This is a genomic window from Mesorhizobium sp. RCAM 06353 (genome assembly GCF_059683585.1).
Genome location: NZ_CM185031.1, coordinates 2,903,065 through 2,915,515, shown reverse-complemented (window position 1 = coordinate 2,915,515; position 12,451 = coordinate 2,903,065). Strand labels below are relative to the sequence as shown.

11 protein-coding genes are annotated in these 12,451 nt (G+C 63.2%); 6 read left to right on the top strand and 5 right to left on the bottom strand.

What is annotated here, in order from left to right:
* Positions 1-6 precede the first annotated feature (6 nt).
* Positions 7-1,317 (top strand): hemolysin family protein, encoded by a 1,311-nt coding sequence (locus tag AC56QX_RS13840; RefSeq protein ID WP_497116636.1) that lies wholly within the window; start codon positions 7-9, stop codon positions 1,315-1,317.
* An 18-nt stretch (positions 1,318-1,335) separates the two neighbouring features.
* On the opposite strand, the gene AC56QX_RS13835 is transcribed toward AC56QX_RS13840, so the two are convergent.
* The 4 genes from AC56QX_RS13835 to AC56QX_RS13820 form a co-directional block, all read right to left on the bottom strand.
* A complete protein-coding gene (locus AC56QX_RS13835; RefSeq protein WP_497116634.1) occupies positions 1,336-2,655 on the bottom strand; it encodes an HlyD family type I secretion periplasmic adaptor subunit in 1,320 nt (439 codons plus the stop codon).
* A 3-nt stretch (positions 2,656-2,658) separates the two neighbouring features.
* Positions 2,659-4,413 carry a type I secretion system permease/ATPase gene (locus AC56QX_RS13830; RefSeq protein WP_497116632.1) on the bottom strand — a complete coding sequence of 585 codons (1,755 nt, stop codon included), beginning with the start codon at positions 4,411-4,413 and terminating at the stop codon, positions 2,659-2,661.
* Positions 4,414-4,448: 35 nt separating this feature from the next.
* On the bottom strand, positions 4,449-5,942 hold the full coding sequence (gene eglC, locus AC56QX_RS13825; protein ID WP_497117756.1) for an endo-1,3-1,4-beta-glycanase EglC: 1,494 nt from the start codon (positions 5,940-5,942) through the stop codon (positions 4,449-4,451).
* 349 nt (positions 5,943-6,291) lie between these two features.
* On the bottom strand, positions 6,292-7,206 hold the full coding sequence (locus tag AC56QX_RS13820) for a DMT family transporter (RefSeq protein WP_497116630.1): 915 nt from the start codon (positions 7,204-7,206) through the stop codon (positions 6,292-6,294).
* 270 nt (positions 7,207-7,476) lie between these two features.
* Between AC56QX_RS13820 and AC56QX_RS13815 the strand changes: the two genes are divergently transcribed.
* From AC56QX_RS13815 to AC56QX_RS13795, 5 genes are all read left to right on the top strand, one after another.
* Positions 7,477-7,806: a PadR family transcriptional regulator gene (locus AC56QX_RS13815; protein ID WP_497116629.1), complete on the top strand. Its 330-nt coding sequence runs from the start codon at positions 7,477-7,479 to the stop codon at positions 7,804-7,806.
* Between the two features lie 2 nt (positions 7,807-7,808).
* Positions 7,809-8,174 (top strand): DUF1048 domain-containing protein, encoded by a 366-nt coding sequence (locus AC56QX_RS13810; protein ID WP_497116627.1) that lies wholly within the window; start codon positions 7,809-7,811, stop codon positions 8,172-8,174.
* A gap of 164 nt (positions 8,175-8,338) precedes the next feature.
* Positions 8,339-8,743 carry a YciI family protein gene (locus tag AC56QX_RS13805; protein WP_497116625.1) on the top strand — a complete coding sequence of 135 codons (405 nt, stop codon included), beginning with the start codon at positions 8,339-8,341 and terminating at the stop codon, positions 8,741-8,743.
* Positions 8,740-9,996: an RNA polymerase sigma factor gene (locus AC56QX_RS13800; protein ID WP_497116624.1), complete on the top strand. Its 1,257-nt coding sequence runs from the start codon at positions 8,740-8,742 to the stop codon at positions 9,994-9,996. Before AC56QX_RS13805 ends, AC56QX_RS13800 begins: the two co-directional genes overlap by 4 nt.
* A 225-nt stretch (positions 9,997-10,221) precedes the next feature.
* Complete coding sequence (locus AC56QX_RS13795) at positions 10,222-10,845, top strand: hypothetical protein (protein ID WP_497116622.1); 624 nt, start codon at positions 10,222-10,224, stop codon at positions 10,843-10,845.
* A gap of 39 nt (positions 10,846-10,884) precedes the next feature.
* Here AC56QX_RS13795 and AC56QX_RS13790 read toward each other — a convergent pair whose 3' ends face one another.
* Entirely contained in the window at positions 10,885-12,447 is a 1,563-nt protein-coding gene (locus AC56QX_RS13790) for a DHA2 family efflux MFS transporter permease subunit (RefSeq protein ID WP_497116620.1), read from the bottom strand.
* Between the last annotated feature and the right edge of the window lie 4 nt (positions 12,448-12,451).

The window sequence follows — 12,451 nt, the reverse complement described above, 5'->3', positions numbered from 1 at the left end:
GCCCTCATGCTATACGTTGAAATTGCTATCGTGGTCGTCCTCATCTGCGTGAACGGCCTTTTGTCGATGTCCGAACTCGCTATCGTTTCATCACGCCCGGCACGGCTCAAGGCGATGATCGACCGCGGCGTCAACGGCGCCGGCCGTGCGCTGGACCTTGGCTCTAACCCCGGCAAGTTCCTGTCCTCGGTGCAGATCGGCATCACCCTGGTCGGCGTACTTTCCGGCGCCTTCTCCGGCGCCACGCTGGGTGACCGGCTGTCGGTGTACCTGGCCTCGATGGGCATGCGCGAAAGCGTCGCCGACCCGCTCGGCGTCGGCATTGTCGTTGCCATCATCACCTATTTCTCGCTGATCGTCGGCGAACTCGTGCCCAAGCAGATCGCGCTGCGCGACCCGGAGCGCGTTGCTGCCCGCGCGGCTCCGGCCATGACCATCCTCGCCACCGTCTCGGCCCCGCTGGTGTTCCTGCTCGACATCTCCGGCCGCGCCATATTGTGGCTGCTTGGCCAGCGTGGCGAAAGCGAGGAGAAGGTCACTGACGAGGAGATCAAGATGCTGGTCGCCGAGGCCGAGCATCACGGCACCATCGAATCCGACGAGCGGCGCATGATCGCCGGCGTCATGCGGCTTGGCGACCGCGCCGTGCGCGCGGTGATGACGCCGCGCACCGAGGTCGACTGGATCAATCTGCAGTCCGACGACACGACGATCCGCAAGCTGCTCATGGAAACCCAGCATTCGCGCCTGCCGGCGGGCGATGGCGGCGTTGACGTCATGGTCGGCGTCGTCCAGACGCGCGACGTGCTGGCCGCGATCCTTGCCGGCCGCACGCTCGACCCGCGCAAGCATGTGCGTGCCGCCCCCATCGTCTACGACCAGGCCGACGCGCTCGACGTGCTGCACAAGCTCAAGGAATCCGACGTGCCGATGGCGCTGGTGCATGACGAATACGGCCATTTCGAAGGCATCGTCACGCCGGCCGACATTCTCGAAGCCATCACCGGCGTGTTCCGCGCCGACCTCGATGCCGGCGACGAAGAAAACGCCGTCAAGCGCGAGGACGGCTCATGGCTGCTCGCCGGCTATATGCAGGCCGACGAGATGGCTGATATCCTGGGCATCGACCTGCCCGAAAACCGCGACTACGAGACCGTCGCCGGCTATGTGCTGTCGCACATGCACCATCTGCCGGCGACCGGCGAATGCGTCGACGCCCAAGGCTGGCGCTTCGAGGTTGTCGATCTCGACGGCCGCCGCATCGACAAGCTGATCGCCACCCGCCTGCCCGGTAGCCAGCGCGAAGCGGTGCGTTGATCGTTCGATCCCCGATATCTAACGCTCCGTGAAGGCGCGAGCGAAGGAATCGAGCATCGGTCGTGCCAGATACTCGAAGAATGTCCGGTCGCCAGTGTTGATGAACGCCTCGACAGGCGTTCCGGGATAAAGCTGCTCGGGCCTCACGCCGGACGGCAACTCGGCGGCAATCTTCAGCCTGGCGCGAAAATAGGGCTCATGCGTAGCCTGGTCGATGAGCCGGTCCGCGGAAATTTGGGTCACGGTGGCTGAAACCTCTGGGGTAAGCCGCATGTTCAAGGCTGACAATCGCAGTTTCGCCGGCTGGCCGACACGGACCTGATCGATGTCTTTTGGCCGCAGCCTTGCATCGACGGTCAGGCCCGATGCCGTGGGCAGGATCTCCATGATCTTTTCGCCGGGGGCAATCACGCTGCCCTTGGAATTGTAGGTCGACGAGACGACGATGCCCGCCGCCGGCGCCTTGATCGTCGTTCGCCGCAGCACCGCCTCCGCCGCCCCGATCTGTTCCTCGAAGTCGGCCAGGTTGGAACGAACCTCTTCCAGCCTCGTCAGCGCCTCCTCCACGCGTTGCGTGGTCAGGCGCTCGGCCTGCTCCTGGGCTTCGACGATCTGGGTGTTGGCCGCTGCGATATTGGCTTCCAGCATCCCAGCCTGCCCGACGAGATCGGCCTCGCTGCGCAAAAGCTGGGAGTATTCGGTACGGTTGGTGAGGCCCTTGTCCAGCAGGCTGGTCTTGATGCCGAGTTCCTTCTTCACGATTTCGACTTGTTGCTGAATGGCCTGTTTCTGGGCCTGCAATCCCACGACAGACTGGCGATGCATGGCCAGTCGTTGGGCGAGGATCGATTGTTCCGATCGAAACCGGGCGAGCCTGGCGTCGAATTCCTTCTGCTGTTCTCGAACCAGCATCTCGAAATCGGCCTGGAACGGTGCTGGCGCCGCTTCGGTTATTGGCGCCAGCCGGTCCAATCCGTCGCGTTCCGCCTCCAGCCGCGCCGCGCTTGCCCTGAGCGCGATCGACTGTCTCGTCAACCGGTTGAGCCCTGCCCGCGCGGCTGTTGGATCCAGCACGACCAGATCCTGGGCCTGTTGCACGCGATCGCCTTCATGGACCAGCAATTCCTGGACGATGCCGCCCTCGGGATGCTGGATCAGGATGTTTCCGCCGGTCGCCGAGATCGTCCCTTGCGTGATCACCGCTCCCGACAAGGGCGCGCTGACGGACCAATAGCCAAAGCAACCCACCAATAGCGCTATTGCCGCGTATCCGGCGGATGCCACACGCCTTATGTCGGTGCGCGGACTGCTTTCCCAAGCGAGGCTCTGGACTGCCATGGTCTATGATCCGAAACGGGTGTTGTGCGTGCGAAGCGTCGCGGCGAACGACCCTGTCACCACCGGATTCTGCCGGGGAATGCCCTTGCCGAAGCCCGTGCTGGCGACAGACTGCCGCAACACCTCGCCGCTGGGGCCGAAGGCTTCGATCACACCGCCGCGCAAAAGCATCACGCGGTCACAGGAGGCAGCAATCGCAGGGCGGTGCGTGATGACGATCGTCGTGACGCCGGCCGCTTTCACGGCGGCAAGCACCGCTTCGAGCGCTGCTTCGCCCGCGCCATCGAGATGGGCGTTGGGCTCATCCAACACGAGAATCCTGGGAGCGCCGTAGAAGGCGCGCGCCAGCCCGATCCTCTGGCGCTCGCCGCCGGACAAATTTCTGTCCGATGGACCTATCAATGTCTGGTAGCCGTCCCGCTGCGCCAGGATCAGTTCATGCGCCTCGGCCCGCTTGGCTGCCTCGATGATCGAGGCGTCATCTGCGTCGGGGTTGAAGCGGGCGATGTTTTGCGCGATCGATCCTGGAAAGAGCTCCACCTCCTGGGCGAGGTAGCCGATATGCTTTCCGAGCTGGCTTTCATCCCAGGTCCTGAGGTCGGCGCCGTCGATCCTCACCGCACCGCCGGTCGGCCGGGCAGCGCCCACAAGCAACCGCGCCAGCGTCGATTTGCCGGCGCCGCTTGGGCCAACGATGGCCAACGCTTCGCCGGCGCCAATTTGGAAGTTCAGTCGCTTGAGGATGGGTTCGGTGCCGGGCTGGGCATTCGACGCCATGAAGAAAACGTCCTGCATGGAAATCGCGCCAGTCGGATCGGGCAGGATCAGTTTGCGCGCTTCAAGCGGACGCGCCGCAAGCGCCGTCTCAAGCCGGCTCCACGCTCTCCGGGCGTCGGCGATCTGCCGCCAGGCGCCGATCAACTGGTCGAGCGGCTGCAGCGCGCGCGACGACACCAGCGAGGAGGCGAAGATCATCCCTGCCGTCATCTGCCCTTCGAGCACCAGCCACGCGCCGGCACCGAGGATCGCCAGTTGCAGCACCATGCGCAGCGCCCGCGAGGCACCGCTGAAGATTGCATTGGCACTCGAGGAACGGTCATGGAAGGTGAGTGCTGCCGCGACGTGCCGCCCCCAGACCTGCGCGGCGTTCTCCACCATGCCCATGGCGCGCAGCGTCTCCGCATTGCGGGCAAAGGCCTGTTCTGCCTGGCTGGCTAGAGCCGAACGCTCCGCGGACAAAGCGTCGTTCCTGCCGATGGCAAGCTGGTTGGCCACGACCAGGAGAAGCAGAAGCGCCGCGCCACCGACCGTCACCCAAAACAGCACCGGATGGATCAGATACAGCAGGGCGAGAAAGACAGGGGCGAAGGGCAGATCGAACAACACCGCCACGCCGCGCGACCTGATGAAGGCGCAGACCGAGGCGAGGTCGCGCAGCGGCGACAGGCCGCCGGCATATTTTGCGCCAAGCGAAACGGCGAATGTGCCGGCACCCAACTTCCGGTCGAGGGTCGCCGCGACCCGCTGCGTGTAAACGGCGCGGATCGCGTCCAGCAGTCCGAGGACCGCGAGCGCGAGAACCGCAATGGCCGAAAGATAGACAAGCGTCTCGACGCTGGAGGACGGCAGCACGCGGTCATAGACCTGCAGCAGGTAGAGCGGGATCACCAACAGCAGGATGTTGATCAACAGCGAGAAGACGCCGACATCGGCGATGGCGCGCACGAAGACCGGGCGCAGGTCGGACGGTCCAGTCATTTCCGCATTCCCCGACGCTGCATGATCCCGAGGCCTTACGCGTGGCCCCCGAATTCGGAACCGCCGTGCAGCGTGCTGCTGGCGATACTGTGCGTGCCAGTGCTGGATGTAGTGCTGCTGCTGCTGCTGATGTTCAGGGCGTTTGCCGGAGCACTGTCCAGCGTATAGGCGCGGACGTAGTCGATCTTCATCTCGGCCGGCGTGGCCAAATGATCCGGAGGGGTGCCGGCCAGGCCGCCGACGGCGAGATCGACCAGCATGTACATCGGCTTGTTCATGTCGGACGGCGTCGCCGCTTCCGCGACCTGCACACCGTCATAGGTCCAGACGAGCTTGTCCGGCGTCCAGAGCAGGCCATAGGTGTGGAAACCGGCGGGGTCCGAGACACTCACCGTCGACGTGACCTTGGTGTGCGTTCCGGTCTCATTCGAGTGCGCCGTCATGATCAACGAGTTCGGGGCTTGGCCGATCGTCTCCACGACATCGAGTTCCGGCGGCCACGAACCGTCTTCCGGAAGCAGCCAGAAGGCCGGCCAGGCGCCGGCGTGCTCTGGCAGGTCGGCCCGGATTTCGAAATAGCCATAGGTCTGCGAGAAGGTGTCGTGGGTCGTCAGGATGCCTGAGGTGTATTCATAATTGTTGATCAGCGGCTTGATGTCGGCCGGCGCCTGCGCCGCGGTGATGGTCAGCACGCCGTTGTTCATGCTGAACGGGTGCACGGAACTCGTCGGTGCGTAATTGACGTCGATATACCACTGCTGCTCGTTGTTGCTGGTCAAGGTGCTGCCGTTCTGCGCTCCCCACCAGAAGTTGGTATCCCATGTGCCGCCCTGGCTATTGTGAAGATTCAGCGTGTTGAAATCGTCGCTGAAGGAGAGCTGCATTCCGGACTTGTCGATCGGCAATTCGAACTGGCTGGGCTGCAGCTTGTCGATGGTCGTGTCCTTGAACTCAAGGATCTCGCCGGATCCCAGGTTCAACAGCACGTTCGATCCCGCCTGGATCATGTTTGAGTGGATGGCGTCGAACGACGTGAACCCATAGCCATTCAGGCGGACGGTATCAGTGGCGGCAAAATTCGCTATCAGATCGCTTCCATTGCCTTTCGAGACGATGAAAGTGTCGTAACCGCCGCCGCCATCGATCAGCACATCGTTTCCCGCGCCGCCGTCCAGCGTCTGGTGCCCGGCCTTGGCGGTGATGATGTTGTCCAACCCATTTCCGAAAGCATAGTTGTTGGCGTTTGTGACGACGAGGTTCTCGACATTGTCGGGGAGCTTGTAGCTCATCCATGTGCTGATCGTGTCGATGCCTTCCCCGGCGGCCTCGGCCACCTTGTTGCTCGCCGCATAGAGGTAATAGATGTCATCGCCTGTGCCGCCGTGCATGGTGACACCGGTTGCTCCGTAGAACGAGTCGTTTCCGGAGCTGCCGTACAAGTCCGGCCCGGCCCCTGCCGCCGAGTACCAATGGGTGGAAGCACCGCTGTAGGGAAGAGGAACGCCTAAGGCGTTAACGAAGAAGCTCATCGGATAGATCCTTCTCCTGATGCCTCGCCTGCCTGGATCGTTCGATTCCAGGTGGCCGCATCCGGACCAAAATTGCCATGCAAGATTGCGTCCCAGGAGCTTGGCACAGAGTTCACCATTACATCGAACATTCAGTGACGTTTTCCGGGCTGGAAGCACAACAACCCGGCGAATGGTCTACAGACCGTAATTCAACTGGCAAAATATTTAGTAAAATTTTATAGTAAGCAGATCTACTTACGATCATACTTGATTCAGGCTACGCACAAGCGCTCCCTGCCTTTGATAGGATCGTGCAATTTCTGCGGTGAAAACTACGCGTCGACGTGTCCGCGCAGGGCGCTTCCCCTCAAACCGTGGCTTCGATCGGCTCGGCAAGTCTCGGATTCGAGCGTGCGGCGATCAGGCAGCTGGCCACGATGAGGCCGGCGCCCGCCAGCGTGGTCCAGGTCACCGCCTCGTCGAAGAAGAACCAGCCGAGCGCGATTGCCCAGATGAAGGCCGAGTATTCCGTCGGGATCAGATATTGCGCTTCGGCGCGCGCATAGGCCCAGCTCATCAGGAACTGGCCGGCGAGCGACAGTGCCGTCACGCCTGCGAGCGGAAGCCAGAGATTGGCAGGCAGCGCAACGGCGAGCCAAGGTGCGGCAAGGCCGAGGGTGACCGCAACGCCAAGGTTCTGGAACAGCATGATCTCGACTGGCTTGGCCAGCAGCGCCTGTTGCCGGGCGAGGATCAGATTGTAGGCATAGAAAACCGTTGACGCGAGCACCGCCGCGGTGCCGAGCAGGGCATCCCCGGCGTAGCTCGTGTGGCCGAACTGTCCGGCCACGATGATGACAACACCGGCGATGCCGGCGAGCGAGGCCCAGATCGCCTTGCGTTGAATCCTTTCGCCGAGCAGCAGCACGGCCAGCAGCAGTGCAAACAGCGGCGCCACGAAACTGAGCCCGATCGCCTCCGCCAGCGGCAGCCTGGCAAGCCCCCAGAAGAAGCACAGCAGGACAAAGCTGACGACCACCGCGCGCAGCACATGCAACCTCAGCACCGAGGGCGTTGGAAGCGAGCGCGGCCCCGCCAGCCAGCCGGCGCCGGCGACCACGGTCGCCAGCATGCTGCGCCAAAGCACCGTGTTGTAGACGCCGACCGCGATGACCAGCACCTTCATCGCCGCATCCATGCCGGACAGCAGGAAGATGCCGAACACACAGACGAGCACCGGGATCGTGGGGGAGATTGCGCCGGCCAGGCTGGATGATTTCACGGATTTGCTCGAGTGAGGAATTGTAGCCTGACATATCAGGGCAAACTGGCAGGGCCAGATGGCAGCCTCGCCCATGTGGCGGTCCAAGCCTATCCGCCGAGTTTTCGGGGGAAGGCCAGGCAACTCGCCCGGTCCCACCAGCCGTTCCGGCCAGTCGAGCCTTCGGCCGCGCATGCCGGACACCACTCGCGTTACGTAGAGCTTGACCAAGCTATTAAGTGATGCTAAGTACCAGTAGTCAATAACACTGAGTAGCTTGGGAGATGCTTCATGGGCAAGCAGATGACGGAGATGCTCAAGGGCACGTTGGAGGGCATCATCCTCGCAATCCTGTCCGTGCAGCGCGCATATGGCTACGAGATCACGGCGCTGTTGCGAAAACAGGGTTTTTCGGACATCGCCGAAGGCACCGTCTACGCCCTGCTCGTCAGGATCGAGCAAAAGGGCCTCGTCGATGTGGAGAAGATCCCGTCCGAAAAGGGCCCGCCGCGTAAGGTGTATTCGATCAACGCTCAGGGACAGGACTATCTCGAAGAGTTCTGGAGGACGTGGAACTTCCTCGCGGAACGGCTCGAACAGCTCCACACGGAAAGGAAATAGAGATGACCACAGGGTGGATCGAGAAGATCACAGGGTCGATCGAGCAGAAGAAGCGCTACCGGCAGTACAAGGCGCGCACGCAACGGCTTCCCGCGAACTATCGCGCGGCGATCGAGGCGCTGGACCGATACCTGATGTATTTCGGGGCGATAACGAATGGGGACACGATGGTGTCGATGCTGGACGATCTCGCCGACCTCTTCGAACAGAGCGCGGCGAACGGAACCCCGATCCGCGCGATCGTCGGGGAGAACCCTGTCGAGTTCGTCGAGACGTTTCTCCAGAACTATTCGGAGGGTCAGTGGATCAACAAGGAGCGGAGAAGGCTGATCGACGCCATTGACCGCATCGCGGACAACGCGCGGTAATCGATCCGCGGGCCGTCGGGCTGAAATCCGCGATACGAAAGTGCCTCGGCCAGACGGACACCAAATCGAGTTTCTGGACCGAGCAGGGATTTTTCGCGCGCCTGTCGATTTCGCCATCCCCCGTTCGTCGTATCATCGAACCAACCCCACGAAGGAGAAAGACCATGCGGTTCATGATGCTGATGATCCCCGCCGGCTACGCAGAGGCGGCGCCCGATGTCAGGCCCGGCGCCGAGGCGGTGGAGGGGATGATGAAATACAATGAGGAGCTCAAGAAGGCCGGCGTGCTGCTGGCGCTCGACGGGTTGCATCCGCCGTCCGAAGGGGCGCGGGTCGGTTTCAAGGGCGGCAAGCCCGTCGTCACCGACGGGCCGTTCGCCGAGGTCAAGGAAGTGCTCGGCGGCTATTGGGTGATCGACGTGCGCTCGCGTGAGGAGGCCATTGAATGGGCCTGCCGCTGCCCCGCCGGGGAGAATGACGTGATCGAGGTCCGCCGTGTCTTTGAGATGAGCGATTTCCCCGAGGACGTCCAGAAGGCGGCGGAAGGTTTTGGCGAGCTGAAGGGTTGACGGCCAACGCCACCATCGAAGCGGCCACCATCGAAGCGGTTTGGCGGATCGAGCAGCCGAAGCTCACCGCCAGGCTCGTCCGCTATCTCAGGGATATCGGGCTGGCCGAGGAGATCGCGCAGGACGCCTTCCTGCTGGCGCTGGAGCGCTGGCCCCGGGACGGCATCCCGCGCAACCCGGCTGCCTGGTTGACCGAGGTCGCCAGGAACCGGGCGCTCGACCGCCTGCGGCGCACCACCATGATCGACGGCAAGCATCGCCAATTTGCGATCGACCTCGCCGAGCTGGAGCGCGAGATGCCCGACATCGAGGCCGCGCTCGACGAGGATATCGACGATGACCTTTTGCGGCTGATCTTCACCGCTTGCCATCCCGTCCTGCCGGCCGAGCAGCGCGCCGCCCTCGCCCTGCGGCTGCTGGGCGGGTTGTCGACGCCGGAGATCGCCCGCGCCTTCCTGGTGCCTGAAGCCACCATCGCCCAGCGCATCGTGCGCGCCAAGCGAACCCTTCGCGATGCCGCCATCCCTTTCGAGACGCCGCGCGGCGACGAACGTCGCGAACGCCTCGCCGCCGTGCTTGAGGTGGTCTATCTCACTTTCAACGAAGGCTATGTGGCAACCACGGGGCCGGACTGGCTGCGCGCCGATCTCTGCGGCGAAGCGTTGCGCCTTGGCCGTTCGCTGGTGGCACTGATGTCTGATGAGCCCGAGGTGCAGGGGCTGGTGGCCCTGATGGAACTCAACGCCTCGCGCTTCCCTGCCCGCACCGGCAAAGCGGGCGAACCGATCCTGTTGCTCGACCAGGACCGCAGCCGATGGAACTGGTCGCTCATCCGGCGCGGCCTCGACGGCCTGAACCGCGCCATGATCCTGACGCCGACACCCGGCCCCTATCTCTTGCAGGCGATGATCGCCGCCTGCCATAGCCGCGCGGCGACCGCCGCCGACACCGACTGGATCGCGATATCGGCATACTACCAGGCCCTGGCCTTGGCGGCCCCCTCGCCCATCGTCGAAATCAACCGGGCAGTGGCCGTCGGCATGGCGTTCGGACCGGCGCAGGGCCTGGCCATCGTCGAGGCGCTGAAGGACGAACCCCGCCTGAAGGACTCGCATCTCTTGCCCACGGTGCGCGGCGATCTTCTGGAGAAACTGGGACATCAGGCGGAAGCCCGCGCCGCGTTCCGCCAGGCCGCCCAGTTGAGCGGCAATGACAGGGAGCGGGCTTTGCTGCTCGCCCGCGCGGGCGACTAAGCCGCCCATCCGCCTCGGCACCTACCGCGTACCGGTACGCTGATGTGGACGCCTGTGCCATGCGCCCTGGACTTGTTGGGCCGATGGCCAGCCTGTATCGTTCATCAATGTCCTGGCGGCGGCTCTCGCCTGCAAAGTCGTGCCGGCCAAGGGAGGCGAACGTTGAGTTCAGACCAGGCACAAGACGTCAACCAGATCATTGCCTATGGCAGCGGCAAGACCGCATTGAAATACATCGCCTTCTCGGCGCTTGTTCTCGTCGTCGGGCTCATCGTCGCCTTCGGGGCCAAGAACTGGCTATTGGGTCTTCCGGTGGCGGCTGTGGCCGCCGTTGTGCTTGTCTGGCAAACGAACGGATGGCTGACCGCCGAGCCATTCTTGCGGCTGTCGCCGGACGGGTTGCGCCTCAATCTCGACGGCTATGTCTTTCTCGACGTCCCCTGGCGGGAGGTGGAGGGCATTTCCTGGCTCGACATTACCTTCGAGGTTGTGAAGAGGCGATGGGGCACGTCTTGGTATCGCTGGGGTAAAGACCAGTACCGGGATGTCACCGCACTGCAGGTTTCCGAGGCATTCACAGATGAAACGATCATGCCTCTATGGCGGGCTGTCTACCGAAACAGTAGAGGGTCAAAGCGGCTCGGCATCGGTCTGGTGACCTTCTCATTCGCCCCGAACCTCACGGCCTCGCGCCTGGGCAACATTTTTCCAGCCCAGGATGGCAAACGGTTCGTCGCGCTGCCCCACGAAGTGCTCTCCACCAACCGCGAGCGGCTTCGCGCCGAAGTCGAGGCCCGCTGGCAGGCTTTCGGCAAAAGGACGGACACCGGCGCCGCCGCATCGAAATGAATCGCTGAAGAGCCGATACCCGGAAAACCCGGGCGCGCCTCAATGTGCCCCGGGAGGCAGGGGCTTCGGCGCGACGTTGCGCAGGAACGGAACCAGCGCGGTGGCGATGACGAAAGCGGCCATGATCACCAGGAACGCATCGGCGTAAGCCATGGTCGATGCCTCGCGATAGGCGAGCGCCCACAATTGCTTCAGCGAAGCTGTGTGACCATCCGCCACCGCGCCGGGCAGTTGGCCGTAGCGCAGCGCGACATTGTCGACGAGCCGCATCGCGGCCTCGTTCTGCGGCGTCAGATGCGAGGCGATGGTCAGGAAATGGAAGTTGGTGCGGTCGTTCAGGATCGCGCCACAAATGGCGATGCCGACCGCGCCGCCGAGATTGCGCATCGTGTTGAACAGGCCGCTGGCATATTTCAGCCGTTCGGGCGGCAGGCTGCCAAGGCCGAGATTGACGCTTGGTGCGACAGCGAAGACCTGCGGGAAGCCACGGAACAGTTGCGGGATCAGCAGCTCGGCAGCACCCCACTGACTGGTGATGGCGCTAAAACTCCACATTGAGGCGCCGAAGGATGCCAGGCCGAACATCATCAGCCAGCGTGTGTCGAAGCGCTTGGCGAGAAAGATGTAGACGGGCACGCCGACCATCGAGGCGACACCGGTGGAAAACACCGCCACCCCGGTCTGGAAGGCGTCGTAGCCCCTGACATAGCCGAGGAACAGCGGCGTCAGATAGATCGTGGCGAAGATGCCGATGCCGGTGACGAAGGACAGGAAGCAACCAATGGCGAAATTGCGGTTGCCGAAGGCGCGAAAGTCGACCACCGGCTGCGCGAAGGTCAGGCTCCGAATGATGAACAGAACCATGGTAACGCTGGCAACGATGGCGCCGTTGCGGATGGTCGCGTCGTCGAACCAGTTCCAGCGCGTGCCCTCTTCCAGTACATATTCGGCCGTGCCGAGGCTCACCGCCATCAGCACCATGCCGATATAGTCGGCGCCCTTCAGCAGCGACGGATCGGCTTTGTCGATCTTGACCAACAACGCAACGAGGATGGTGATGATGGTGCCCGGAATGACGTTGACATAGAACAGCCAGTGCCAGTTCAGCGTGTCGGTGATCCAGCCGCCGATGACGGGTCCGAGCGTCGGCGCGATCGAGGCGATGCTGCCGACCACCGCGGCCGCATAGACCCGCCTCGGCCCCTGGAAATAGTGGAACGACGAGGTGAACACCGTCGGGATCATCGACGCACCGAGCAGCCCCTGCAGCGCGCGGAAGACGATCATGCTTTCAATGCTCCAGGCGAAGCCGCACAGCATGCTGGCCAGCGTGAAGCCGGCCGCCGAGATGGTGAACAGCCAGCGTGTCGAGAACACCCGGGTGAGCCAGCCCGACAGCGGGATGACGATGATTTCGGCTACGAGATAAGAGGTCTGCACCCAGCCGATCTGATCCTGTGCGGCCGACAGACCGCCGCCAATATCCTGCAGCGAGGAGGCGACGATCTGGATGTCGAGCAGCGCGATGAACATCCCGACGCACATCACCATGAACGGCAAGATGCTGACGAAGAAGGATTGCGGGGCGGCGTGCTCTGGCATGGCG

Coding starts and splice junctions, on each gene's coding strand:
- AC56QX_RS13840 (WP_497116636.1), top strand. CDS start 7: ATGCTATACGTTGAAATTGCTATCGTGGTCGTCCTCATCTGCGTGAAC.
- AC56QX_RS13835 (WP_497116634.1), bottom strand. CDS start 2,655: ATGGCAGTCCAGAGCCTCGCTTGGGAAAGCAGTCCGCGCACCGACATA.
- AC56QX_RS13830 (WP_497116632.1), bottom strand. CDS start 4,413: ATGACTGGACCGTCCGACCTGCGCCCGGTCTTCGTGCGCGCCATCGCC.
- eglC (WP_497117756.1), bottom strand. CDS start 5,942: ATGAGCTTCTTCGTTAACGCCTTAGGCGTTCCTCTTCCCTACAGCGGT.
- AC56QX_RS13815 (WP_497116629.1), top strand. CDS start 7,477: ATGGGCAAGCAGATGACGGAGATGCTCAAGGGCACGTTGGAGGGCATC.
- AC56QX_RS13810 (WP_497116627.1), top strand. CDS start 7,809: ATGACCACAGGGTGGATCGAGAAGATCACAGGGTCGATCGAGCAGAAG.
- AC56QX_RS13805 (WP_497116625.1), top strand. CDS start 8,339: ATGCGGTTCATGATGCTGATGATCCCCGCCGGCTACGCAGAGGCGGCG.
- AC56QX_RS13790 (WP_497116620.1), bottom strand. CDS start 12,447: ATGCCAGAGCACGCCGCCCCGCAATCCTTCTTCGTCAGCATCTTGCCG.